The sequence below is a fragment of the Paraburkholderia sp. DHOC27 genome, from assembly GCF_003429005.1.
In the GTDB taxonomy this organism is placed as follows: domain Bacteria; phylum Pseudomonadota; class Gammaproteobacteria; order Burkholderiales; family Burkholderiaceae; genus Paraburkholderia.
In genome coordinates, this window is the sequence record NZ_QVQV01000001.1 from 362,002 (window position 1) to 385,857 (window position 23,856).

At 63.6% G+C, this 23,856-nt stretch carries 18 protein-coding genes; 2 read left to right on the plus strand and 16 right to left on the minus strand.

From position 1 onward, the window contains the following. Nucleotides 1–7 precede the first annotated feature (7 nt). Nucleotides 8–973 (minus strand): sugar ABC transporter substrate-binding protein, encoded by a 966-nt coding sequence (locus D0B32_RS01580; RefSeq protein WP_117331924.1) that lies wholly within the window; start codon nt 971–973, stop codon nt 8–10. A 223-nt stretch (nt 974–1,196) separates the two neighbouring features. On the opposite strand from D0B32_RS01580, the gene D0B32_RS01585 reads away from it, so the two are divergent. Both D0B32_RS01585 and D0B32_RS01590 read left to right on the plus strand, forming a co-directional pair. Beyond that, nucleotides 1,197–2,069, plus strand: coding sequence for a LysR family transcriptional regulator (locus tag D0B32_RS01585; RefSeq protein WP_117331925.1), 873 nt, complete (start codon nt 1,197–1,199; stop codon nt 2,067–2,069). Between the two features lie 280 nt (nt 2,070–2,349). Continuing rightward, on the plus strand, nt 2,350–5,418 hold the full coding sequence (locus tag D0B32_RS01590) for an AAA family ATPase (RefSeq protein WP_117331926.1): 3,069 nt from the start codon (nt 2,350–2,352) through the stop codon (nt 5,416–5,418). Here the strand turns inward: D0B32_RS01590 and D0B32_RS01595 are convergent. From D0B32_RS01595 to D0B32_RS01655, 15 genes are all read right to left on the minus strand, one after another. Beyond that, nucleotides 5,415–8,552, minus strand: coding sequence for an AAA family ATPase (locus D0B32_RS01595; RefSeq protein WP_117331927.1), 3,138 nt, complete (start codon nt 8,550–8,552; stop codon nt 5,415–5,417). The two genes, D0B32_RS01590 and D0B32_RS01595, sit on opposite strands and share 4 nt — an antisense overlap. After that, a complete protein-coding gene (locus tag D0B32_RS01600; protein ID WP_117331928.1) occupies nt 8,549–9,721 on the minus strand; it encodes a LuxR family transcriptional regulator in 1,173 nt (390 codons plus the stop codon). Before D0B32_RS01600 ends, D0B32_RS01595 begins: the two co-directional genes overlap by 4 nt. Nucleotides 9,722–9,881: 160 nt before the next feature. Next, nucleotides 9,882–11,000 (minus strand): AraC family transcriptional regulator, encoded by a 1,119-nt coding sequence (locus D0B32_RS01605; protein WP_147329462.1) that lies wholly within the window; start codon nt 10,998–11,000, stop codon nt 9,882–9,884. A 126-nt stretch (nt 11,001–11,126) separates the two neighbouring features. Further along, nucleotides 11,127–11,537, minus strand: coding sequence for a MucR family transcriptional regulator (locus D0B32_RS01610; protein WP_117331930.1), 411 nt, complete (start codon nt 11,535–11,537; stop codon nt 11,127–11,129). 75 nt (nt 11,538–11,612) lie between these two features. Then, on the minus strand, nt 11,613–13,127 hold the full coding sequence (locus tag D0B32_RS01615; RefSeq protein ID WP_117331931.1) for a mechanosensitive ion channel family protein: 1,515 nt from the start codon (nt 13,125–13,127) through the stop codon (nt 11,613–11,615). After that, on the minus strand, nt 13,087–14,562 hold the full coding sequence (locus D0B32_RS01620; RefSeq protein ID WP_117331932.1) for an MdtP family multidrug efflux transporter outer membrane subunit: 1,476 nt from the start codon (nt 14,560–14,562) through the stop codon (nt 13,087–13,089). Before D0B32_RS01620 ends, D0B32_RS01615 begins: the two co-directional genes overlap by 41 nt. Next, a complete protein-coding gene (locus D0B32_RS01625; RefSeq protein WP_259294853.1) occupies nt 14,562–16,730 on the minus strand; it encodes an FUSC family protein in 2,169 nt (722 codons plus the stop codon). The genes D0B32_RS01620 and D0B32_RS01625 overlap by 1 nt, the downstream gene beginning before the upstream one ends. Then, nucleotides 16,727–17,806: a multidrug transporter subunit MdtN gene (gene mdtN, locus D0B32_RS01630; RefSeq protein WP_117331933.1), complete on the minus strand. Its 1,080-nt coding sequence runs from the start codon at nt 17,804–17,806 to the stop codon at nt 16,727–16,729. Before mdtN ends, D0B32_RS01625 begins: the two co-directional genes overlap by 4 nt. A gap of 26 nt (nt 17,807–17,832) precedes the next feature. Next, a complete protein-coding gene (locus D0B32_RS01635; RefSeq protein ID WP_117331934.1) occupies nt 17,833–18,081 on the minus strand; it encodes a YtcA family lipoprotein in 249 nt (82 codons plus the stop codon). 32 nt (nt 18,082–18,113) lie between these two features. Then, a complete protein-coding gene (gene poxB / locus D0B32_RS01640; RefSeq protein WP_117331935.1) occupies nt 18,114–19,832 on the minus strand; it encodes a ubiquinone-dependent pyruvate dehydrogenase in 1,719 nt (572 codons plus the stop codon). 54 nt (nt 19,833–19,886) lie between these two features. Further along, the gene (locus tag D0B32_RS01645) at nt 19,887–20,699 is read right to left on the minus strand and encodes an acetoacetate decarboxylase family protein (RefSeq protein ID WP_117331936.1); all 813 of its coding nucleotides are present in this window, start codon (nt 20,697–20,699) and stop codon (nt 19,887–19,889) included. A gap of 202 nt (nt 20,700–20,901) precedes the next feature. Then, nucleotides 20,902–21,057: a hypothetical protein gene (locus D0B32_RS32430; protein ID WP_181969687.1), complete on the minus strand. Its 156-nt coding sequence runs from the start codon at nt 21,055–21,057 to the stop codon at nt 20,902–20,904. A gap of 27 nt (nt 21,058–21,084) precedes the next feature. Then, on the minus strand, nt 21,085–21,504 hold the full coding sequence (locus D0B32_RS32165) for a hypothetical protein (RefSeq protein WP_147329463.1): 420 nt from the start codon (nt 21,502–21,504) through the stop codon (nt 21,085–21,087). 1 nt (nt 21,505) lies between these two features. Next, a complete protein-coding gene (locus D0B32_RS01650; protein WP_117331937.1) occupies nt 21,506–22,201 on the minus strand; it encodes a M35 family metallo-endopeptidase in 696 nt (231 codons plus the stop codon). A 340-nt stretch (nt 22,202–22,541) separates the two neighbouring features. Continuing rightward, nucleotides 22,542–23,699 carry a porin gene (locus tag D0B32_RS01655; protein ID WP_117331938.1) on the minus strand — a complete coding sequence of 386 codons (1,158 nt, stop codon included), beginning with the start codon at nt 23,697–23,699 and terminating at the stop codon, nt 22,542–22,544. Between the last annotated feature and the right edge of the window lie 157 nt (nt 23,700–23,856).

Sequence of the window (23,856 nt, forward strand, 5' to 3'; positions counted from 1 at the left end):
GCCGATCTTATTTGGTGACCAGATCGACAGGCGTTTCGACCACGCCAGAGAGTTCAGACTGCTTCTTGTGTTCCGACAGAGCCTTCAGCGCCACGTCGATACCGAATACGGCCTGCTTGGCAGCGTACTGGTCGGCGGTGGCGAGCACGCGGCCGTCAGCCAGCATCGGCTTGATCGCGCTGATGTCGTCGTAGCCCACCACCTGGACTTTACCGGCTTTGCCCGCCGCGCGCACCGCGGAGACCGCGCCGATCGCCATGTTGTCATTGCCGCACAGCAGCGCCTTGACGTCCGGATTCGCATTCAGGATCTGGCCGGCAACTGCATTGCCCTTGTCGATTTCCCATTCGCCCGATTGCAGCGAAACCACCTTCATGCCGCCCGTCGCCATGGCCTGCTTGAAGCCGGCCGTGCGTTGCTGCGCGTTGGTGGTGGTCGAGACGCCTTCGATGATCGCGACGTCGTCACCCGACTTCAGGTGCTTGGCCAGGTAGTCGCCCACCTTCTGCGCGCCCTTCGCGTTGTCCGGACCGACGAACGGGATGTTCAGGTCTTTCGACTTGAGCACGTCCGGATCGAGCTTGTTGTCGATGTTCACCACGATGATGCCCGCGTCGACTGCCTTCTTCAGCACCGGTACCAGCGCCTTCGAGTCAGCCGGTGCAATGACCAGCGCGTCGACCTTCGAAACGATCATCTGTTCGACGATCTGGATCTGCGCTGCCGTATCCGTTTCGTTCTTGATGCCGTTGGTGATCAGGTCGAACTTGGCGGGGTTCTGCTTCTGGTAGTCCTTCGCGCCATTTTCCATGGTCAGGAAAAACTCATTTGCCAGCGACTTCATCACGAGCGCGACTTTCGGCTTGTGAGCGGCCTGGGCGAATGCCGTGGACATGGGAAGAATGGACGCTGCAGCCAGGACTGCGCTGGCTACGATAACGCGACGCCGTGCCGGGTGGAAAGGGCGATTCATTGTTGTCTCCGTATCGCTCGTTCGGTCTACGTACCGTATGTACGGGTAGCCGCCGAGTCGTGTGATGGATTGGGAAGCCACGCCTGCATCCTCTTGGAAGAAACAGTCAGACTGTTTCTCTGCATGTTTCTCTTCAGATGCTGGGAGCAGTTTAAGCGGTTTCAATGCTATCCGCGCAATCCACGATATGCTATGCCAAATTTTAAAACCGAGCGTTTCAAAAATGGAACACATAGACTGGGACGATTTGCGGATTCTGGTAGCCATTGCGCGAGGCGGCACCATGCGCTCCGCCGCGGCCGCATGCGATCTTAGTGCACCCACTCTATCGCGCCGTTTGAGCGAACTGGAGCAGCGGCTAGGTGAACCCCTGATTGACCGCGTGCCCTCTGGATGCACGGTGACCGCCTTCGGTGCACGCGTGCTGGCGTGGGCCGAGCAGATGGAAGAACTGGCGCACCAGATCGAGCGCGCGGCGGACGTCAACGGCGGCGGTGGACCGCACGGCACGGTGCGGATCAACGCGGCGGAATGGCCGTCGTACATTCTGCTGAAACTGCTCGGATCGTTCCAGGAGCGCTTGCCGGGTCTCGCCATCGAAGTGCTGACATCACAGCGGCCGTATAGTCTCGCACGACGCGAAGCCGACATCGCGCTGTGGTCCGAGTGCCCGGATGAGGGCGATCTGTACGTGCGGCGGATCGGCAAGATCCGCTTTGGCCTGTTCAGCTCGCGCGACTACTACCTGCGTCACAAGACGGCGATCACGCGCAAAGAATGGGACAAGCTGTCATTCGTCGGGTATGACGACCGGCGCGCCGATCATCCGGCCACACAGTGGCTCAAGACGTTGCCGGGGGCGCCCGTGCCCACGCTGCGCAGCAGTTATGGTACGGGCGTGTTCGACGGCGTGATGGGCGGCTCGGGCCTCGGCGTGCTCGCGCAACTCGCCGGCGACACGACGAGCGAACTGGTCTGCCTCGAACGGCACATCAAGACGCTCGATCAGGATGTCTGGATGGTGCTGCACCCCGCGCTGCGCGACAGCGAGCGCATCCGCACGGTGGCGAATCTGCTGGCGGACATTTTCCGGTAGAGGCGGACGAGGGTCGCTTAGGTGGATGAGAGGCGGCGGCGAATCGTCTGACGGTTCAAGCCACCACCGGTGGCTCGGCACAAGCCGCGGCAAAAGGCACGCCCCTTGCGGCCACTCACGGTATTCGCTGATATCTGGCGGGTATAGAATCCGCCCAAAGTGTCATAAGGCCCATTCGAATGACTGCTCGACCGCCCGCTACCGCTGAGCCACTAACCGCAAGCAACGCGCACGGCGATTCAGGTTGTCTCAACGAGAAGCTGCCCGGTCGGAGACCACTGTGATCGACTTCCCGCCTTTCCGGCTCGACCGGGCCAACCAGTGCATCTGGCACCTCGCGCCGGACGGGGAGCAGCGCCGGCTCACGCTCACGCCGCGCGCCTACGACATGCTGCAGTATCTCGTCGAGAACGCCGGACGCCTCGTCACACACGATGAATTTCTCGACGCGCTCTGGCCCGACGTGCATGTGCAACCGGAGGTGCTGAAGGCGCACATGCTGTCGATCCGCGCGGCACTCGGCGACGATCCCGCCCAGCCGCGCTTCATCGAGACGCTGCGCGGTCGGGGCTACCGCTTCATCGCACCGCTGCAAAGTGCACCACAGGCTTCGCACCAGGCTAATGCTGGCGAAACGCTCAACGCCGCGAAACTCACGCATGGCAAATTCGTCGGTCGCGCCGCCCAACTCGCGCGGCTCAAGACCTTGTTCGCCGAAGCCTGCGAGGGTGAACCGCGTGTCGTGTTCGTGGCGGGCGAGCCAGGCATCGGCAAGACGACGCTCGTCAACCAGTTCCTCGAATTCGTCGAAGGTCATGGCGATGTGCTGACTTCGCTCGGGCGCTGCGTGGAAGGCTACGGCGGCACGGAACCCTACTACCCCGTGCTCGAAGCGCTTGCCCAGCTTGCCCGCGGCGACGCGGGCGACGCGATCACGCGCAGCCTGATCGCCATTGCACCAACATGGGCCGTGCAGTTGTCCGGTTCCGTGCCGCAGCGTCATCGCGCGGCGCTGCAGCGTCAGGTGATCGGCGCGGCTGCGGGCCGGATGCTGCGCGAGATCTGCGAATTCCTCGAAGCGCTGTCGTTGCAGCGGCCGGTCGTGCTGGTCTTCGAAGATCTGCACTGGTCCGATTACTCGACCGTCGACATGCTCTCCGCCCTCGCCCGCCATCGCAGCCACGCGCGGCTGATGATCGTCGCCACCTACCGCCCCGAGGATGCGGAGGTCGTGCAGCACCCGTTGTGCCGTCTCAATCGCGATCTCGGTTTGCAGAAGCTCTGTCACGACATCGTGCTCGAACCGCTGAGCGAAGACGCGATTGCCGAATATCTGAAAGCCGAAGCGCTGCATGCGCATGCGCGCGGTTTCGCCCATCTGATCCGCGAGCGCTCCGGCGGCAATCCGCTCTTCATGGTCGCGACGCTCGATCATCTGGTCGAGCAAGGCATTGCCCAATCGACGCCGGAAGGCTGGAAGCTGCATCTCTCGCCCACCGAGGTGAGACTCGAAGTGCCGTTGACGCTGAGCCAGGTGATCGAGCATCGCATCCAGCGTCTGTCCCACGATCAGCAACGCGCGCTCGAAGCCGCCAGCGTCGCCGGCCTCACGTTCGACGCAAGCAGCGTCGCGCCGGCTGCCGCGCTGAGCCAGGAAGATTTCGAGGAGATCTGCGAGGCGCTCTGCCGACAGGAAAGCTTCATTCGCCGCGAGCCGCCCACGGCGCTCGGTCCCGATGCACTCGCGCGCACCTACGGCTTTCGCCACACCATGTACCGGCAGACCTTCTACGAACGCCAGGGCATGCTGCGCACCGCGCAATCGCATCTGCGTATCGCGCAGGCGCTCGAAGCACGTCATACGCCCGAGGCACGCGGCAGTCTCGCTGCCGAACTGGCGCAGCACTATGCGGCGGCCAAGCAATGGACCCACGCGCTCACGTATCTGCGCATGGCCATCCAGACCGCCAAGAAGCGGCTCGCCTACAACGACGCGCTCGCCATCTTCGACCGCGCGATGATGCTGGCGGCCAATCTGCCGAACGAGGCACGCGCAGCCGCCGAGACCGAATTCCTCGAAGGCCGCGCGTCGATCTTCGCGGCGGCGCACGACCCGCGTGCGCGCGAAACCTGCGAGCAACTCGTGCAGCGTGCCGCGCAGCACGGCCTGATCGACATCCAGAGCCGCGCCTTGTTGAGCCTCGCTTACGCGTATAGCTGGCGGGACCAGTTGCGGTGCGGTCAGATCATCGACGAAGCGCTGGAACTCAGCGAGCGGCAAACCAACCAGCAGCAGCAGGCACGCACGCGCATAAGCTGCTCCGTCTGGCGGATGTGGGTGCACGGCTGGTCAGCGGACGACATGCGCCGCTGCGACGCCGCGCTCGATGCACTGCGCGCCGGTGACGATCCCTTCACGACAGCATGGTCGCTGTGCGAGTACAGCATGGTGTGCCTCGTGACATCGCGCTATCAGGAAGCACAGGACACCATTCTTGCGAGCTACCGCTTCCTCGTCGAGCATGACGAGAACCGTCCCGAGTTCAACATGGCGCGCGCCACCTGGATGGTGCAGCTCGGCTTGCCGTGGACGCAGCTTTATCTCGGCGAGCTCGGGCGCGCGCAGCAGGAGTTCGACCGCGCCATCGCAACCTATGCGGACAACGGCAATCAGTACGGCGCCGATACGCTCACGCTGTATCGCTGCTGGCTGCAATTTCATGCGCTCGACTTCGACGCGGTGCTGGAGTCGTGCGCACAGGTGCTCGACGAGCGTCGCACGCAACTGTCCGGCCGCAAGTCGATCCTGCCCGCCGAAGAGCGGCTCGCCATTTTGCTGGTCGGTCTCGCCCGCGCCGGTCGCGGCGATACCCATGCGGCCCGTCTGCATCTGAAGAACGTCATGGAGCGCATGGACACGCAACCGGTGATCTTCGACTGGTACTGGCGTCTGCCGCTCGAATGGGGACTCGCGAACGTCGCGCTGATGGAAGGCGAGTTGAGCGAAGCGGCAACGCATGCGGCCAGCCTCGTGCAACTCGCCCAGAATACGGAAGAACGTACGTGGCAGGGTCTGGCGTGGGAGCTACAGGCGCGCGTTGCGCTCGCGCAGGGCGCAACTGAAGAGGCCGTGACCTGCATCGAACAGGCGCTCGACGCCACGCGGCATTTCCAGACCCCGCTCGCGGACTGGCGCATCCATCGCACGGCCGCGCGTGTCTACGACCGACGCGGCGAAACGAAGACGGCGGCGCAGCACGTCGGGCTCAGCAGCGCCAAGAAAGCGGCGCTCACGGCGAGTCTGCCGGCAGGGCATCGTCTGCGCGAGTCGCTCGAAACCGGCGTCTAGGTAAGCACGGTCGTCACATCGTCCGAAAGACGGCGCCCGAAGCTCGAATCCGTACCGAGCGAATCGGTGAGGCGTGCGCGTGCCTCGACGCAGCGTTGTCGCGCGAGCAGCGCCTGTGCATCGTCGCCCCTCGCCTGATACAACTGCGCCGCCGTGCGTTGCAAACGCCACGCCACCAGCGGCGTCTCGAAGCCTTCGCCCGCTGCAAAGGCCGCGTCGATGTGCACGCCGGCACTTTCCAGATCGCCGTCGTGCAGCGACACGCGCGCCATCGAGTCCCAGGCGAGCGTCTGCCAGGTGCGCTCCTCAGTGGCAAGCGCCTGGTCCAGAAAGCGCCGCGCACGATGCCGTGCCGTGACAGGCTCGCCGTTGGCCAACGCGAGATCGACGCTGCCCCATTCGATCGCGAGCCGCCAGTACCAGTCGAACATGATCGGCTCGTGCTCCATCTGACGTTCGGCTTCGGCAAAACACGCGGCGGCCTGCTCACGCTGGTTCAGCCCCGCATGGGCGAGCCCCGCGAGGATCGTCCAGACGCGTTGCTGCGGCGGCAGCATCGCCGTGCGCTCGCGTGCCTGCATGCCTGAGGTGGGACGATCCATTGCAGCGCGGAACTGCCGGTCGAGGTCGAGGACCGTCTCGAAGTCCATCGTATGCACCAGCAGCCAGCCACGATAAACCTGCAACGTACGCGCTGCGAAGTAATTGCCGTTGTCGTGAAAGAGCCGGATGCCGCGGTCGAATTCCTCGAGCGAACGGCCCATCTCGCCAAGTGACAGATACGCCCACGCCACGCCCAGACATACCATCCACATTCCGCGTGAGATGTCGAAGCCGGGATGCTTCACCGCGTGCGCGTACAACACCTGATAGCTGGTGCGCGCGTTGTTGAGCGTCTTGCGATACTGCGTGGATACCATCAGCATCATGCAGTAGTCGAGTTGCGCTTTGGCAATGGCGAGGCCATCGCCGGTGTCGCGCAGTACCTCGAGCGCGACCGCGCATTCACGCGCGTCGTCTGCGGACCAGCCGCGCGTCCAGACGCGCCGGATGCTGCAAATCATTCGCGTCGATGCACCCACTCGTGGATCGGGAAACGCCACGCTCAAGCGCAGCGCTTCGTCGAGACACTCCAGCGAGCGCGCCTGATCGCTCCAGCTCAACACGTACGAGAGGCCCGGCAGCACCCGCAACTGCACATCGGTTCGGCCGAGCTGCGCCGCCTGTTCGTTCAGCTCGACATACGCGGCCACGGCCTGCTGATCGTGTGCGGCCGCGTACAGCGCCGCGCGGGTTTCGAGAAATTCGAGGCGGCGCAGCGCGCGCACATCGGCGGGCAGCCGCGCCAGCAAAGCGTCGGCCTGATCGAGCAGCGCCACGGTTTCGCGGTAAGCGTGCCGCACCTTCGCGGTTTGCAGTGCGCGTCGCACGTAGTCGAGCGCCTTGTCCCATTGCCGCGCGCCGGCGAAGTGCAGGCAAAGCGCAGCGGCGATGCCATCCCGCTCGCCCGCTGGATACAGACACTCGAGACGCTCGCCGATCAGCCGGTGCGAGGTCGAACGTCGAGTCAGACCCTGGCGCTCATAGAACACGTCGCGCACCAAGGTATGGCTGAAGCTGAACACCTGCACTGTGGCGTCGGGCAATTCGTCGGTGCCCACGCGACGCACGAACTGACCATGACGCGCGAGCCCATCGCAGAGGTCTTCGAAATTCGCCACCGGCATGCCCGCGGCCTCGGCCACCGTCTGCGCCGAAAAGCGCATACCGGCGACGCTCGCCGCTTCCAGCGCGCGTTGCACGTCGGGAGCGAGCAGTTGAATGCGGGCTTCGAACACCTGGGCGATGGTGCGCGGCAACGCGTCACGCAGTTGCGAGGTGGGCGCGGTTTGCAGCCAGCCGTCGGGGGTTTTGCGGACCCACCCGCATTCGTGCAGATGATCGAGCAGCGCCTGCATGAAGAGCGGATTGCCGCCACAACGCTCGGCGACGAAATGCGCGAGTTCTTCGTCGAGTGGATTGGGCGCGGCGCCTTGCGTCAACCACGTCCCAATCCCCACGCGTGAGAGCGGCGCGAGTTCGAGCACCATGCACGCGCCGCGCAGCAACAACGCATCGCTCAGCTTGATGACGGGATGTTGCGTCGACTCCGCGTCTTCGCGCCGGAACGTGGCAACCAGCATGATCCGCGCGGTATTCAGGCGACCCGCGAGGACCGCCAGCATGTCGATGGTCGAGACATCGGACCAGTGCAGATCTTCGAGCACCAGCAGCAACAGACGTTGCTTCGCGAGTGCTTCCAGCAGATCGCAGATCTCCCGCAACATGCGTTCGCGTCCGGCGCCCACCGTGTGCGCAAACAGCGATTCCCGCGCCGAGGCGGGCACGTGAGCGGGCAGCAACACGGCCCACGTCGGCGCCAGGTCGATGAGCGCCGCGACGATCTGCTTGCCGCCGGCACTTCTGCACAAGCGAGCCAGTCCTTGCAGCAAGGGATAGAACGGCTCGGTGCCGCCGTAGCCTTCGATGCACTCGCCGCTGAGGATGCACACGTCCTCCAGACCTGCGGAGCCGTGCATGAAATCAGATGCTGGATCGAGCGCCGCGCCGATGAACTCATCGACGAGCGCGGTCTTGCCGATGCCCGCCTCACCGGATACGAAAACCCACTGGCTTCGGCCCGTCTGCGCGCGTTGCCATGCGCTCTGCAACGCGTGCCGTTCTGCGACGCGCTCGACAAAATATTCGCTGCGCCGCGCGGCATGGCCCGATGCCATCGCCGCCGTGGGTGTATCGACCGCCGCGATGAAACGGTAGCCTCGACCCCGATGGGTTTCGATGAAACGCGGTTGCCTGACGTCATCGCCAAGCACGCGCCGCAGCGTCACGATGTGCCCCTTCAGCACTTCCGGCAGCACATGCACGTCCGGCCAGACGGCGTCGAGCAAAGCCTCGATCGACATGAGCCGCTGCGGATGCTCGACGAGCTGGCGCAGCACCGCAAAGGTCTTGGGCGGCAGGTCGATGCGCGTGGGCGCCTGCGACGCGTCGAGCCGCCACAAACATTGATTGGACAAATCAAGCCGGAAGCCTGCGAAGTGAATCGCCGTCGGCGCAAAGAAGTCGGCGTTCAAGCGTACATGCTCCTCGGCACGGGGAAGAGTCCAAGACGGCTCGCCAGCGTCACCGCCTCGGTACGGTTTCTGACCGATAGCTTGCTATAGACGCGCTTCGCGTGCGACTTCACGGTTTCGGGTGCAATGCTGAGCTGGATGGCGATCTGCTTGTTGGACAAGCCTTGCCCCATGAGTCCGATGATCAACCGCTCGCGCTCGCTCAAACCTGCAGCGGCCGGCGCGCGACGGGCGGCGCAGACGTCGTCCGCGTCCACCGTGCCGTCCTGCCGGCGTGACAGCAGCACATTCGCATACGATAGCAACTCGCTGATATCGCCGGCCGGGGCCACCCGCCGCTGCACGATGGCGCGCATCAACGCGGCCACGCAGGGCGTGCAATCCACCAGTGTTTGATGCATGCCGACCGCCGGCGCGAGCCTCAGCAATTCGCTGAGCCGTTCGACTGCTTCATCGCGCTGTCCCGACACGAGGAGCGCTTCGACCAGCAGCAACGCAACCCACACCGACGTGTAGCGCTCACGCCGTCGTAGCGTCTCGTCGTGCAGTTGCCGCAGCGACGCCACATCCACGGCGAGCGGCGCACGGGTCAACGCGAGCCGCGCCTGCGCCACCGTATGACAGCGCTCGATCTCGCACGCTGCGTCGCCGTGTTGCGCGTCTTGCTGATCCGCGAGCGCGGCAAGTCGTGACAGGCAACGCTCGGCTTCGTCCACACGCCCGCTGGCTACGCACAGTTCGATCCGCTGCGCGAGGCTGGCCGCCCGCAACTGCGACCAGTCGCGCTGTCCGGCTAGCGCGTCGGCTTCGTGGAGAATCACGAGGGCGCGTCCGTATTGGCGGCGCGACGCGGCCACACGCGCCAGCAGACCATACGCGCGCAGCGCGCCTGCGAGCGTGCCGTCCGCGCGAATCTCGGGCAGCCGCGCGACCAGCAGCGCCTCGGCGTCATCGAGGCGCCCTTCTTCGTAGAGCACCTGGGCGATGATGCAGGTGGGCAACAGGTCGACGGCTATCGGTGCGCCAGCAAGGCGGCGTTCGACTTCGAGCGCGGCTTGTGCCAGCAGGCGCGCCGCGCCGAAGTGCATTTGCTCCAGCGCGACGGCGGCGTCCATCGCCAGATCGCTGGCTTGTTCTGGAAGGCTTTCGTCAGCAACGGCATCGTTCATTCCGGGCTCCCTCGGACATCTGATCGTCACAACCGCTCAACGAAGCGATGCCGCCCAGACTAAACCGGGTGCCACGAAAAAGCGTGATGATTCGGTTATGTTTCGGTAATGGTCGGGTTGTGATTCAGCAATGACCGGCCTTCAACCGGCTTACATCGCGTCAACGCCGACGAATAGCGCGGGCTGGGCCGGAGCGTGAATCGTCTGATGGAGACGCATGGAGCGAGGCGATCTGGTCGAGCGCCGTTGCGGTTGCGGTTGCGGTTGCGGTTGCGGTTGCGGTTGCCGTTGCCGCTGAAGCGATAGCGTCTTGCGACGCGCCGTTGCGGATTCTCGCGCGCCACACGTTGGGCGGTTCCCCGGTCATGCGCTTGAATACCGAGGTGAAATGCGCGTGCGAGCTGAAGCCGCAACTGAGCGCGACGTCCAGTACGCTGCAATCGTGATCGCGCAACAGCGTCTGCGCGTGTTCGAGACGACGCTGCAGCAGATACGCGTGTGGCGAGTAGCCGGTGGTCGAGCGGAACTGCGCGGCGAAATGCATGCGCGTCAGACCGGCGCTCGCGGCAACATCGGCCAGTCCTATCGGGCTGGCGAGGTTGGCTTCGATGAAGTCGATGGCACGGCGCAAGCGCCATTTGGGCAACTGCGCGCGTCGTGGGCTCGCACGCGCCGACACGCGCTCCGTGCGGGTGCAGAGCAGGCGGGCGAGAATCGCATCGCAGACGCTGTCCGCGAACACGCGCCCAAATGCATCGGCAAGCGGATTGGCCGCTTCCAGTGCGAGCGCGAGCCGCTCGATGGCCACATCGCGGAAAATGGCCGGGCTCTGCGCGAGGCGCTCCGGTGGGTCGAGCTGCCCCTCGGCTTCGTCATAACGTCGCGCCAGCAGTTGCGGCGCGATGAACAGATGCATCACGCGGCACGGCGACGCGTGGCATGCCTTGACGCTCGCGCCCGGTGCGGTGATCTGGATCGACCCCTGCAGCACCGGCCCGTCACAGACGATCTCGCGCTCATGCTGAAACATCACCGTCGCGGGCGTCAGCGCAATGCCGACGGTGTAATAGCCGTCGATGCGCGAGCACGACGCTTCGCGCGACTCGCCGGCATCCTGACTCCAGCTCGCAGCGAGAATGCGCTCCGCCACGGCAGCGCCATGCGCCGCTTGCGGCAGGCTGCGCCAACGGTCCTCGACCGGCACGAGCAGCGTTTCGCCCGCGCGGCCGGCAAGCACCGCGCACTGCGATTCCCTGGACCTGATGTCAGTCTGTTTCAAGGCGCCATCCACTGAGTGTAGATGGCCATCATGCGCGAAAGCCTTGCTGCTTCGATATCCCCCCAATGGGTGAATGAGCCGAGCCTCTCGCCTGACGTCAGCCCTGCCGCCAGCCCCTCATGCCTTTCAAGCCTTGCCGGAACGCCGCCGCACCACGGCGCCTGCGGGATGCGCCTTCGCAATCTTCGAACGCAAGGCCGAGTAGGCCGGCGCGACCATCGGATAGTCCGCAGGCAGGCCCCACTTGCTTCGATACTGCTCCGGCGTCATGCCGTAGCGGCGCAACAGATGACGCTTGAGCGACTTGAGCCTGCGGCCGTCTTCGAGGCATACGAGGTAGTCGTCATGCACCGAGTCTTCGATAGGCACGACCGCCCTCGCCATCACCGCGGATTCCTCGGCATGCTCCAGGGCGGCGAGCGCGGCGTGCGTGCTGGAGATGAAGCCGGGCAGGTCGGCGGCGGGCAGCGGATTGCACGAGACGAAACTCGCAACGATCTCGGCGGTCAGCTCGATCAGGTGATGGCGCTCGGTCACGGGGCACCTCGCAATCTATGGGCGACGGCGGCAGGCAAAGCAATCCCCCGGACGGGGACGGCTTCGCGCAGCCGGTTAGAGATGCAGTCCATGCAGCGCCTCCACACAGCGGGCCACCCACGCGGCGAGACCATGAGGCGTCGCCGGCATGTCGTGGCGGGGTTGCATCAACGCTTCACCACGCTGCTCGCGCTCGGCGAGCTTGGCGGCGAGCGCCTGGGTCAGACCAGGGTGACGCTTGAGCAATGCGGCGATGGCCGCTTTCGGCAGCTCGAAAACGATCGCCTGCGTTTTGGCGGATATATTGGCCGCCGTCGCGACACCCGCCACCGGTCCGCTTTCGCCGAAATAGTCGCACGGCGAGAAGCGCATGACGTCGACCGTCTGGCCGTCGCGCTGGGTGGACGCGTTGATGACGCCATAGCCCACCACTGAAATCGCAGCCGGGACTTCGCCCGCGCGCAGCAACACTTCGCCCGGTGCCAGTTCGCGCACCTCTAAGGCGGCCGCGAGCTGGTCGCGTTCCTCGTTCGACAGCAGACCGAAAATGCCGATGCTGTCGATCAGGCGTCGCGAGACGGACCCTTCGTGCCCGTCGCCCGCGGTACTCGGCGACGACAGGAACGCCAGCGCTTCCAGGTGCCGATGTGCGGCATCGAAAAACGTGTTGAGCGTCTCGTCGCTGCTGTGCTGACCTGAGATGAAGAAGGTCACTTCGTAGTCGATGGCCTGCCAGCCAACCTCTTTCGTGACGATGCTAGCAGGCGGCGCAGGCTCGATGCCGACACACGACACCACCGCGAGCCGCAATGCCGTGACCACCGACGAGGGCCGGCAGGTAGGCGGCGCCTGAAACTTGACGACAGTGGCATGCGCGCCATCCGGCACGCTGGTATTGATGACCTTCGACTTGGCAATCACCGAGTTCGGCACCACGATCAGATCGTGATTGCTCTTGAGCACGTGCGTCGCGCGCCAGGTGACTTCGCGCACAGCGCCTTCGGAGCCATCGTCGAGCACGATATGGTCGCCCACGCGGTACGGCGTAGTCGCGTTGATGACGAAACCGGAGAACAGGTCGGCGAGTGTGCTTTGCAACGCGAGGCCAAGCACGATGGCCACTGCGCCTGAAGTCGCCAGCACCCCTTTGAGCGGAATATCGAACACGTCTGTGATGATGGCGACCGCGGCCGTCAGATACAGCAGTGTTTCGAGCACATCCAGCGTGAAGCGCTCCTTGCGGGTGCGATCGTCGATGGTGAAATAGAGCCGCACTACCGTCATTGCCGTGGATGCAGCCAGCAGCCACCACACGATCTGCACCGCGCCGCGCGTAAAGCGATACTCGGCCGACGCGCTCAGGTCGGGCGTTTGCGTCGGCGTCATGTGGGCATGGAACATCGCCGCCGTCAGCAGGCCGAAGGCGACGCAACGCAGCAGCGTGCGCGGCAGGCCGTCTTCCATGCGCGCGCACCACAACAACGTCAGCAGGTTGAGCAACACCGCGAGTACCGGCAACGTCAGCGGAACGAGCGTGGCGTCGAGCATTTCAATGCCCCACGTGCGTGGCTTGCACGCTGGTTTCGTCATCGCTGCGGTAGCCGCCGCCCAGTGCGCGGGTCAGCGTGATCTCGGCTTCGAGTTCGCTGCCGCTCAGTTGCAGCAGTGCAAGGCGTCCTTCGATGACCGGCGCCTGCGCCTGCTCCGCGGTGGCCCGGTCGGCGAGTCCACGCTGATACTGCGCGGTGGCGCTGTCGCTGGCGAACGTGATGGCGTCGATACGTTCGCGCTGCAACTGGACGCGATGATCGAGATCGTCGATCGCATTGCCGGTTTGCGCCACGTCGCGCACCGCGTCGAGCACCGCCTGATTGTACTGTTCGATCAGCGTGTTGCTGGCCGTGCGTGCGCCATGCAAGCCAGCATTCAGGCGACCGCCGTCGAAAATCGGCAGATAGAGCCCGGGAATCAGATTGATCTGCTGCGCCGTGTGCGTGAACAGATCCTGCATGCGCAGCGCGTTGAAGCCAAAGAACGCGGTGATATCGAAGCTCGGATAGAACGCGGCCTTCGCAGCATCGATGCGGCTAAACGATGCCTGCACTAGCCAGCGCAACGCCTGGAGGTCGGGCCGGCGCGCAAGCAATTCGAACGAGAGCGTGTCCGGCAGACCGGCGGACGGCGTGGGCAACGGCACGGGCGTGATGGCCGGCAGATCGTCCGGACCGGCGCCGATCAATGCGCGCAAGGCCTCGCGCGTCTGCACGATCTGCGAGTTTGCCTCGGCGATCTGCTGATCGACCGCGAGCACTTGCGAACGCGCCTCGGCGGATTGCGTCAATGCCTGCAGGCCACGGTCGTGCAATGCGGTGCGTGAGTCGAGCACAACCGCCTCGACAGCACGCAACTGCTGCAAGAGGTCGAGGCTCGCGTAGCTAATCTGGATCTGATAGTAAAGCTGCGCGACGCCCGAGGCGACCTGTAGCTCCGCCTGCGCCGCCTCGGCGCGCTGCGCATTCTGCTCGCCGAGCGCTGCGCGGATCAGATCGCGTTGCTTGCCCCAGATGTCGATGTCGTAGTGCGCATCCACGCCCACGAGCCCAGTCCAGTACCACGGACCATACGCGCCAATCGCCGGATCGTGCGACGCGTACGCGCTCAGGAAGCCGTGACCGGAGACGCGTTCGCGGTCGGCGTCGGCGCGGGTGGAAATTTGCAGGTCCGAACCGGCGCGAATCAGTTCGACCTGCGCGTGCGCCTGCGAGACATGCTCGCGGGCAATGGCCAGCGTGGGTGCATGACCGAGTGCGCGGTCGATCAACGCGTTGAGTTGCGGGTCGTGATACTGCTCCCACCAGCGCGCGGACGGCCAGCCTTCGGAGGCCAGATGAATGTCGTCGGCGAGCCGGATCTGCTCAGGTTCGATGGCAAGGGCAGGTGGCGTGTCGTGATGGATCAGCGCGCAGGATGCGACGCACGCAAACAACGGCAGCAGGGCGAGGCGGTGCCAGTGGTTGCGGCGCATCACGCGGCCTCCCGCTCGCGCGTGGAGGACGCCATCAACGCATCCGAGGACCAGTCGGGCAGACCCGTTAGCGCGGTATTGACGCGGGACGCCCAGGCGAGCAATGCCGCTGCGTTGTCCACGGGTTCGCCTCCACGGACGGCCGTGACCAGTGCGGTTGCTTCGAGCGCGGCCGGGCGCTCGGCGGCAGGCGGATGACCCGCAAGCTGTTCGGCGTACTGTTCAAGCGTATCCGCGGTGGATGACTGAAACGCACGTGTTGCGCCGAGCAACTGCGCAACGGCATCCGGCGAGCGCGCAACGGCAAACGCGACCTCGTCATGCAACGCCTCTACCGCCAACAGCGCGACCCGGCTTTGCGCGAGCACCGTTTGCGTCAGCAGCGACACGCGCGCGGCCTCGCCTTCGCGCCAATCGGGTTCAAGCGCGACGCGGGCGAGCGTCGCTTCGCAATCGCCCAGCATGGCCCACGTCTGGGATGACGTTTGCGGCGGCTGCGGTGGCGCGTTCACCGGTGTAGCCACAGTCTGCGCGTGACTACGCGAGAGCGCCGCAATCGCGCGCAGCACCTTCGCCAACTGGGTGCGCAGATCATCGGCCTCGCCTTCCGGCCATACGCACAACTGCACGAAAATGGCGACGCCAACGCCCAGCAGAATGCCCACCATGCGGTCGCGAATCTCGGTGAGGTCGGATGGCGGCGCGAACTGCTCCAGCAGCGCGAGTGCAAACGTGAACATGAGTTGCACGCCCGCATAACTGATCTGCTCGGACCCTGCCGAGACCCACGCGCCCAGCGCAATTACCGGCAGGCTCATCAGCAGCAGACCGGTCACGCTTTCCAGATGTGGAATGACGAAGGCGACCATGAAGAGCGCGAGCCCGCTGCCTACCAGCGCTCCGCAGACACGCAACAGGCTGTGCCGGCTCGATGCGCCGAGACTCGGCAGCGCGACGATCAGGCAGGTCAGCATGATGGTATGAATGCCCGGCCAGTTCACTGCGTTGTAGAACACGTAGCAGATCAGCACGGACAGCAGCGTGCGCAGCGCAAAGCGGGCGTAACGCGGGTTGGAGAAGGCATCGGCGGCGAGGGTGGCGGCCCCCTGTGCAGCACCGCCTGCTTTCGCAGCGGATGTAGCCGCTGCGGATGACGCATCCATCAAAGCTTCGAGCGCCTGGCGCATGGCTTCGACAGCGGGTAGCGGAGCGGCCTCACCACCGGCTCGCAGGGAGGGGATGCGTGGCAACGGGGTGGCGTCGGTGATGGCGCGATCGAGCATCGTCACGCTGCTGCGAACGCTGCGGATCGCTGCGACAGCGGTTGCGTCGGAGACACGTGCGGCAACAGGCAGCGCGGCGGCGGCTTCGTACAAACGCGATACCGTCGTCACGCACGCCAGCATCGCAGCGGCGGCCGGCTCGCTGTAATGCTCGCGCATACTCGAAAAACGCAGCAGCTTTTGCAGCGCCAACGCGCCCTGTTGCAAGGCGTTTTCATCAATCGTGACGGTCGGGCCTTCGGCCGGCTCTTCGATCAATTCAGTCAGCCGCGCCTCGACCGCGCCGAGCTGGCGATGCATCGCCGCGCGTAACTGCCGCTCGGGCTCCGCGGGCAACAACAGCGAATTGATGATGAGCGCGACCACCACCGGGTAATTGACCGCGGACCACACCCACAGCAGACCACGCACGAGTTGCTCGGCGTTGTCGGTCAAATCCACGAAGCTCTGCGCGTAAATGACGATCAGGGCCATTAGAAAGAACACCAGCCCGAACTTCGTCATTGCCCGCATCAGATACGTGCTGCAAAAGAACAGCGCGCTGGCCACCGCGATGCGCAGCAGCGGGTAATCGAACGTCAGACCATACAGGCCGATGGCAGCGGCGATTGCGCAGGTCGATCCCACCACCAGCAGCAATGCGATCACGCGCGTTAAAACCACGTTGGACTGCGTGACGAAGAACACCGCGATCAGCGACACGGCCAGCTCCGGCACATGCAGGGTCATGGACGGCAGGATGACGATCGCGCTGCCCAGCACGCAACGCATCACGACATTGCCACGCCCTGGAAACGCACTCAGTTCGCGTTGCAGGAATTGAACGAGACGCGCAAATGGCGCTGGCAACGCAAGGTAGCGCGCCTCACGTGGGACCGTGCTCACGATTTCGCTCCGGCCGCGTCCGACCTGACGCGCTCATCCGGCCGCAACACGGCAACCGCCGAAGTGCCGATGCGGAACAGTCGCGCGTCGGGTCGATCCACGAGAATCTTCACGGGAAAGCGCTGCGCGACGTGCACCCAGTTGATGCTGCGCTGGATGTTCGGCAGGCCGTTGGCCGAAGCGCCGCCGTCCTGGGGATCGACGCCGAAGCCGATCGAATCGACCGTGCCGCTAAAACGGGTACCCGCGTCGCTCATCAGATAGACCGTGGCGGGCGTGCCGGGGTGAATGCGGCCGAGTTCGTTCTCGCGGAAATTCGCTATGACGTACCAATGGCGTGTGTCGATCAGCGTGAAGACCGGCTTTTGCGCTGACACGTACTGTCCCACCGAGGTGCGCAATTCGGCGATGCGTCCATCGAACGGCGCGCGCACCGTGGCGTACTCCAGATTGAGTTGCGCCGAGGCGATCTCCGCCTCCAGCACCGCGCGTTGCGCGATCAACGCATCGACGCCGCTGACAGCCGCCTGTGCCTCGCGCGCCTGGGCCTGCGCCGTAGCCAGCTCAGCCTGGGCCGAGCGCTGCGAGGTACGGGCGCGATCCAGATCGTCCGCCGAAACATAGCCTTTCGCGATCAGCGGCGCCATTCTCGCCAGCGTATCGCTCGCCTGATTGGCCGCCGCCTGCGCACGCGCGACCGCTGCCTTTGCGGCGACCGCGCTGTAGTTCTGCGCATTGACGCTGCGCTGGGTCAGCGGAATCTGCGCGTCGAGTTGCGCGAGCGAGGCACGGGCTCGCAACAGCGCGTACTGATACGGCCGCGGATCAATGGCGAACAGCAGATCGCCTTGTTTGACCGCCTGGTTATCGCGCACGGCCAGCGTAACGATCTTGCCGCTGACCTCGGGCGACACGCCGATGGTGTCGGCGTAGGCATACGCATCGTCGGTGCGCGGCGAAGTATCGACGCGCCAGATCACCGCGACGACCGCGACAGCGGTCAGCACGATCAGCAGCAGTGCAGGCCAGGTGCGCGGCGTACGACGCGCGGCGCCGGCGCTATTCGGAGCATTCATGTTCACAACCCGGTTTGCACCGTCAGTCACAGGTTAAATACGACGGCCCACAGCACCACGGCAAACAGCACGGTCAGCGCCGGATACACGATGGCGGGCGGCGACAGCCAGCCGCCATATCCGCCGCGCGAGCAGAGCACGTGCACGATGGCGGTCAGGACGGTGCCGCCGACTGCGCAGAACAGCCAGTCGGGAAAGTACGCGCCCAGAACGCCGACCGATGGCGCAGCGGCGCAGCCCGTCAGGACCGTGCATAGCAGCAGGCTGGCGAGCATCGTGCCCGTCCGTATGCGTCGAACGCCACTCATCACCGCGTCAGATTCACTTTCGCGAGGTCGATCAGTTCGCGGCCCCGGCCGTCCATGACCGCCTGCATCAGGAAGAGCCCGAAATGCCACGCCTCTTCGACCGTGGTCTTGGGCGGCATGATGAGTTCCTGGCGCGCGCTGACGACATCGACCAGCGCCGGACCATCGTGCGCGAACGCGGCGGTGAGCGCGCCTTCGAGATCCTGCGGCCGCTCGACGCGAAACCCCTTCACGCCGATGGCCTCTGCCATGTTGGCGAAGTTCGGATTGACCAGATCGCAGCCCGTATCGACGAAACCCGAGGCACGCATTTCGATTTCGACGAACCCAAGCGTGCCGTTGTTCAGCACGACCACCTTCACCGGCAGACCCGCTTGCACCAGCGTGAGAAACTCGCCCATCATCATGGCGAAGCCGCCGTCGCCCGACATGGAGATCACCTGGCGCTGCGGAAATGCAGCTTGCGCGCCGATTGCATGCAGCATGGCGTTGGCCATCGAGCCATGATTGAACGAGCCGACCAGCCGGCGCTTGCCGTTCAGCTTGAGATAGCGTGCCGTCCATGCGATCGGCGTGCCGACGTCGCAGGTGAAGATGGCGTCGTCCGCAGCCAGTTGACTGACGAGGCGCGTCACATACTGTGGGTGAATCGTCGTACTCGAAGGATTGCTTTCCGCCAGCGCATCCAGATCTTTACGCGCGGTGGCGTAATGCTTGAGCGCGCTGTCGAGGTGGCTGGAATCGGTCTTTTCGTCGAGCGACGGCAGCAAGGCAGCGAGGGTGTGTTTGACATCGCCGAGCAGGCCAAGATCGAGCGAGCAGCGATTGCCGAGCGCTTCCGGGCGCACATCGATCTGCGCGATCTTCGCGTTGTCCGGATAGAACTGTCGATACGGGAAATCGGTGCCGAGCAGCAGCAGCATGTCGCACGCCTTCATGGCCGCGTAGCCGGAGGCAAAGCCGACCATGCCGGTCATCCCCACATCGTAGGGATTGTCGTGCTCGATGATTTCCTTGCCGCGTAGCGAGTGGACGATCGGCGCCTTGAGACGCTTCGCGAGTTCCACCACTTCGTCGTGCGCGCCGGCGCATCCCGCGCCGCACATCAGCGTCACGCGGGTCGCCTCGTTCAGCAGGCCGGCCAGACACGAAATCTCCTCGTCGCTCGGGCGCAGTACCGGCGGCTGCGGCACCAGCCACGGCGCCACTTCCTTTACCAGCGGCGTGAGAGCCACGTCGCCGGGAATCACGACGACTGCCACGCCGCGGCGCGCAATCGCGACGCGAATGGCACGCGTCAGAATCTGCGGCAGTTGAGCGGCGTTCGACACCAGCTCGACATAGTGACTACATTCCTTGAACAGGCTCTCTGGATGCGTGGCCTGAAAGTAGTCAATGCCAATCTCCGTGCTGGGGATATGCGCCGCGATGGCCAGCACCGGCACGCCGCTGCGCTGGCAATCAAACAGGCCGTTGATGAGGTGCAGGTTGCCCGGACCGCAACTGCCCGCGCACACGGCCAGCTCGCCGGTCAGATGCGCTTCGGCGCCGGCCGCGAAGGCCGCGCCTTCTTCGTGCCGGACGTGAATCCAGTCGATTTCGCCGGAGCGGCGCAACGAGTCCGTGATGCCATTGAGCGAATCGCCGACCACGCCATAAATTCGCTTGACGCCGGCGTGCGTCAGCGTCGAGACCAGATAGTCCGCTGCGGTAGTCATGAAAGTACCTCGAGGGCCGTTATGTGATGTTGTGGAGGAGCGGTTCTGCCCGGCTCAGGCGGATGCCTTGTGCGTGAGGTCGTCGAGCAGTTTCAGGTCGGTGACGGAATAGGACATGCCGAGACGAAAGCCCGCGCCCATACGCACCGGCTGCAATGCCGACAACTCTTCGCCCACCGCTTCGGGGAAGCTGAGCGCGCCTTCGCCCACCCAGGCGTCGACCAGCTTCAGATCGTCGGTGACGGACAGCACCAGTTCGTTGACGGCGGGCTGATCGTGCTGGCCGACAGAGAGTCGCGGGAAATAGCGCAGATTCACGGTGGGACGCGACACCAGCGTCGCCGGATCTTTGACGGGCTCACGCAGTGTTACGCGGGCATCCACGAGCCGCTGTCCGTTCGACGACATGCTCGCGCCGAACCGGCCGCCCGCTGTCACTGGCGCAGCCGCCGCGCTGGGAGCCACGTAGGTACGGGTTTGATACACGCTGCCGAGCCGCTTGGGAAAGCCCTGAATCCAGCCGCGTGCGAGGGCGGCGTCGTTGTCGACAAAGATGTAGGGACACCAGGCGACTGGCGTTTCCCCATGTCTTGCGTCGACCAGCAACAGGAACTCGCGGTACTGATAGCGCGCCGGATCGAGGTATTCGTCGTGTTCGCCGTTGAACTGCCAGTCGATGAAAAGCGCCACCGCGTGACCATTCGCCTGCGGATCGGGCGTGAGACCCTCGGGCAGCGTGGCGGCAGTCGCTTCAGGCGACGCCCAGAACTCGACGCCGATTACATCGCCGGAGTAATGCCACGGCGGCGGCGGATTGAGCGACGCCTGACCCAGCGGCGTGCGCGGTACGACGTATCCCTTGAGCATGTCGATCTCCCGGAAGGTATCTCAGGCCATGAAGTGCACGTCGTGAATAGTGCCGTTGCTTCAGGGCCGATACTGTCGAGATCGCACGGTTGGTTAGTGAATTTGCACGGTGGCGGGGGGTGCTGGGTACGGGGAGGTTGATGCTAGAGGTAAGGGGGTTGGGATTGCACGAGGGTGCGGCAATCCCAGCTTCACACGGCCTCTAATACGTTAAGTCCTTGTCGTCCTCGTTGGCGAATTCGCCCATCACAAGCGAATCATCGCCAGCCTCCGCTATAGCCCTGGAAGCCTCCGCCCAACCTTCGCGGACTTTTTTCTGCGGTTGGGGCACATCGATTACATCGTTTTCAACTTTCATCCCGTTGCTCTCTTCGTTGCATGCGAATCATTTGTCTGAGCATGCAGGAATCAACGTTACCTCTACTCTCGTGCCCGTCGGTTCATACTTACTGTCGGGCATCATGGGTTGGTAGACGTGAGCTACAACTTCCGTCGTGGCGGATCGGACCTGTAGCATATCCAGCGCTTGTTTAACCGTTTCTGCTCTCCTCTGTGCGATACGTTGCGGATCGTGCTCGCGCATATCAGCCAGGCCAACAATAGAAGTACCTTCTAGCGCGGAAAGATTGATACGTGAATCTACGATCCAGTTTGCAAGAGCAAGGACTTCTGTATTGCTGATCGTACTGGAGTTGAAGTCAAAGTTGATGTCCCTTGTTTGGCCTCGTTGACTCTCCGGCCCCGAGCAGGCGAAAGCACGTGAAATGGTGAGCGCTACCACAACCGTTAAAACGATCCACCTCAATTTAGTCTCCCGCAACGACATAGCCAGCTACGCTGTCTGCGTTGTTGAGAGCCAGGTCCGGGTTCTCTTGAGCCCAATCTCTCAGCGTGTAAGCGATTGTGTATTTATTGTCCTTGGTCGCCATCGTGTCCATGAAATGCGAAACCTCATGAATTACGGTTGACACGCGTGAGTCCGCGTTTGCGGACCACTGACGCATAGTGCAAAACAACGGGCCGATACTGATGGTGTGCGTAGCCGTATCGGGTGCGCAGACATGAGCTGCCTCCTGGCCGACACCGGCAGGGTTCGGCATACAACCTGTAACCCTGTCCGCTTCGCTGCCTGTTCGAACAAAATTGGCGGGGCTAAGGCTTCGCAGGATGGCCGAGATTTTCGGTAATCCATCGATGAGAATTGCATGGGCAGATTCGTCGTTACGACCAAACCATCGTTGTACGCGCGCTCGCTCGCTGGACGACCATGTCTTCAAAGCGCAGATACGTGCGTCGACTAACGGGATGGCGCGCTGGAGAATATCGTTGATGATCCCCCTGAATTCTTTGTTCGTCATGTTCTCGCATATCTTTTCCGTATTGATTCTTACATGAACCATCGATCCCGGATTCGTGTTGGTAACCGCCGTTGAATGTACTTTGATCCATTCCTCGTTCCCACCATCCGCGAAGCCATATTTGTTATTGCCAAAGTCACTCATTCGTCGTTGCTCCGAGTCGTGTAAAAGCATCAAGCTGGATGCCGATCTGCTCCACGGGCCGACAAAGCCACGGGTCACGCACGCTGCGCCAGCGCTTTTGACAAAAGCGTAATCACTTTGAAAAAAGGGGGGTAGCAGACGAGGCTTGTTTGTTTGACAGGCAAATTACCTGAGGCGTCAGGCAAGGTCTGACGCCTAACACACGCACTGTCAGTCTGATGCTGGCGACGAGGTGCAGCAGTGGAAAAGAAAAAAGGCGCGAGTATTCGCGCCTTCGTCGTAACGATGGGTGCTGACGAACGTTCTGGCTACAGATCGTCGGTAGCCGAACGCCCCATCCTCAGAACCTATGCCGAACCCCAATGCGCGCCGCAATCTGCTTATCCGATCCCACGCCCGAATTGCCGAAGAAGCTGGAGCTCGAACCAATTTCCGCCTGCACCGGCGTATTGCCGTTACTGCCCGACGCCTTCTGATAAACGCCAATGATGTACACGTCGGTACTCTTGCTCAACTGGTAATCGAGGATCGAGCTGACCTGGTTCCAGCGCCCGGTCGACGAGCCCGTCAAATCCGAGTACGTGTATGCCAGCGCCGCGGACAAAGCCGGCGTGAACATATAGCGGCCGTCGATTTCGAAGTTGTTGAAGTGCGACATCTGCCCTTGCGTGCCTTCGAAGATCGTGTCGGTCCAGTTGCCGAAAATCAGCACCTTGCCGAAATCGTACTTCGCACCCACGCCGAGCGTGGCCAGGTCCTTGTTGCCGAACGTGTTCACGTTGGCAATGGTGATCGGAAACGCGGGAGACGTCGCGGTCGGATAGCGGATATCCGTGTACGCGGCGCCCATTGCAAACGAACCGTGCGCATAGTTCGCGCCGAAGCTATAAGTGCGTGACGAGCCCGGCGTGGTGACGCCTGCGGCCGTGGTCGTCGGTGCGCCGGCGAAATCACCGGCCTCGTTGGAGAAGCCGTACATCGCGCCAAACGTCAGCCCGGAGAAATCCGCGCTAGAAAACTTGACGACGTTGTTGATACGGCTCGAGGTCAACTGGTCCACGTCGTTCATTCGGAACGCGTAGTTACCCACCGTCACACCACCTGCCGCGTAGCGCGAAATGTAGTCGGTCGAAAACGAATATTGACGACCAAAGGTGAGCGCGCCCACGCCGTCCCGCGACAGGCCTACGAACGCCTGACGGCCGAACAGATCGCCACCCTGCGACGCCGTCCCCGTGCCCACGCTGAAACCATTTTCCAGAATGAAGATGGCGCGCAGTCCACCACCCAGGTCCTCCGTGCCACGCAATCCCCACCGATTCCCCTGCGTCACGCCATCGTCGAACTTGAAAAGATGCGACGAGCCGCCCTTGTTGTTCGCGGCATTGCTGACGTAGCTCACACCCGCGTCCATCAAGCCGTAAAGCGTGACGCTGCTTTGCGCATGCGCTGCCGTGGCGAGCACTCCAACGCCCGCCGTGAGGATCAATTTTTTCATGGCTATCTCCTGATTGTTTTCGTAATGATTTGGGTGATGCATCGGCTCAAGGCCTTTTGCGAAGACGCAAACGTCCTCTCCTTCCCTTGGCAAAAGCCTTGGGAAGTCCAGCGAACAGCGAATAGAAAAGCGGGTCGAAAATCAGACGCTAAATTTA